This is a genomic window from Ferrovibrio sp., from assembly GCF_029255545.1.
Classification (GTDB): Bacteria; Pseudomonadota; Alphaproteobacteria; order Ferrovibrionales; family Ferrovibrionaceae; genus Ferrovibrio.
This window is the reverse complement of the sequence record NZ_JANLJJ010000101.1, coordinates 1-1,742: the sequence shown is the minus strand read 5'-3', so window position 1 is coordinate 1,742 and position 1,742 is coordinate 1. Positions and strand designations below refer to the sequence as shown.

Here is a 1,742-nt window from a genome sequence, read left to right as displayed (position 1 = left end):
CCCTCGACGGCCTTGTTCGGTCAGCTCCTCATCGGGCTGATCAACGGCTCGTTCTATGCACTCCTGAGCCTGGGCCTCGCCGTCATCTTCGGCATGCTCAACATCATCAATTTCAGCCACGGCGCCCAATACATGCTCGGCGCCGTCACGGCCTATCTGCTGCTGCACTACCTCGGTATCGGCTATTGGCCGGCGCTGATCCTGGCGCCGGTCATCGTCGGCATCACCGGCGTGATCATCGAGCGCGTCTTCCTGCAATGGCTCTACAAGCTCGATCATCTTTACGGCCTGTTGCTGACCTTCGGCGTGGCGCTCATCGTCGAAGGCCTGGCGCGCAATGAATTCGGCTCGGCCGGTCTGCCTTATACGCTGCCGGATTCTTTGAGAGGTGGGCAGAACCTCGGCTTCATGTTCCTGCCGAACTACCGGGCCTGGGTGATCGTCGCCTCGCTGGTGGTGTGCCTCGGCACCTGGTTCGTGATCGAGCGCACGCGGTTAGGGGCCTATCTTCGCGCGGCGACCGAGAACCCCACGCTGGTGCGCGCCTTCGGCATCAACGTGCCGCGCATGATCACGCTCACTTACGGCTTCGGCGTCGCGCTTGCCGCCTTCGCCGGCGTGATGGCGGCGCCGATCTATAACGTCTCGCCGCAGATGGGCGCCGAGCTGATTATCGTGGTGTTCGCGGTGGTGGTGATCGGCGGCATGGGCTCGATCCTGGGCGCCATCATCACCGGCTTCGGCCTCGGTGTGATCGAGGGGCTGACCAAAGTGTTCTTCCCCGAGGCTTCCAATACGGTAATTTTCGTGATCATGGCGATCGTGCTGCTGGTGCGTCCGGCGGGCCTGTTCGGACGGAGTCGGTGATGGAACGCGTGATCGATCCTGTGGCGCAGAAGCAGCCGTCCGCGATGCGGGTGCAGAGCGAGACCGTCGCCTTCGTCATCATGGTGGTGGCGCTGGTCGTCGCTCCCTTCGTCACTTATCCGCTGTTCCTGATGCAGGCGATGTGCTTTGCGCTGTTCGCCTGCGCCTTCAATCTGCTCATCGGTTATGTCGGGCTCTTGTCCTTCGGCCACGCGCTCTATTTCGGCTGGGCGAGCTATCTCTCCGCCTATTCGGCCAAGGCCTGGGGCTTCACGCCGGAATTGGCGATCCTCACCGGCACGCTCACGGCGGCCGTCCTGGGTGTGCTGGCCGGCGCGCTCGCCATCCGCCGCCAGGGCATCTACTTCGCCATGATCACGCTGGCGCTGGCGCAGATGATGTTCTTCTTCGCGCTGCAGGCCAAGTTCACCGGCGGCGAGGACGGCATCCAGGCGGTGCCGCGCGGTTACTTGTTCGGGTTGATCGACCTGCGCAACGAGATGACGATGTATGTCTTCGTGCTCGTCATCTTCCTCGCGGGCTTCATGTTCATCTACCGCATCATCCACTCGCCTTTCGGCGAGGTGCTGAAAGCGATCCGCGAGAATGAGCCGCGCGCCATCTCGCTCGGCTACAAGACCGACCGCTACAAGCTGATGGCCTTTGTGTTGTCCGCCACACTGGCGGGGCTTGCCGGCTCGACCAAGGCGATCGTGCTGCAGCTCGCCTCGTTGACCGACGTCAACTGGCCGATGTCGGGCGAGGTCGTGCTGATGACCCTGGTCGGGGGCTTAGGGACCATCTTCGGGCCGGTGGTCGGCGCCTTCATCATCCTGGTGATGCAGTACAAGCTCGCCTCGGTCGGCGAATGGGTG

2 protein-coding genes are annotated in these 1,742 nt (G+C 63.1%); both read left to right on the top strand.

What is annotated here, in order from left to right; genetic code table 11:
- Positions 1-12 precede the first annotated feature (12 nt).
- On the top strand, positions 13-867 hold the full coding sequence (locus tag Q1J79_RS19440; protein ID WP_300303845.1) for a branched-chain amino acid ABC transporter permease: 855 nt from the start codon (positions 13-15) through the stop codon (positions 865-867).
- Between the two features lie 44 nt (positions 868-911).
- Positions 912-1,742, top strand: an 831-nt coding sequence (locus tag Q1J79_RS19435) for a branched-chain amino acid ABC transporter permease (RefSeq protein ID WP_300303842.1), incomplete at its 3' end; no start/stop codon positions are given.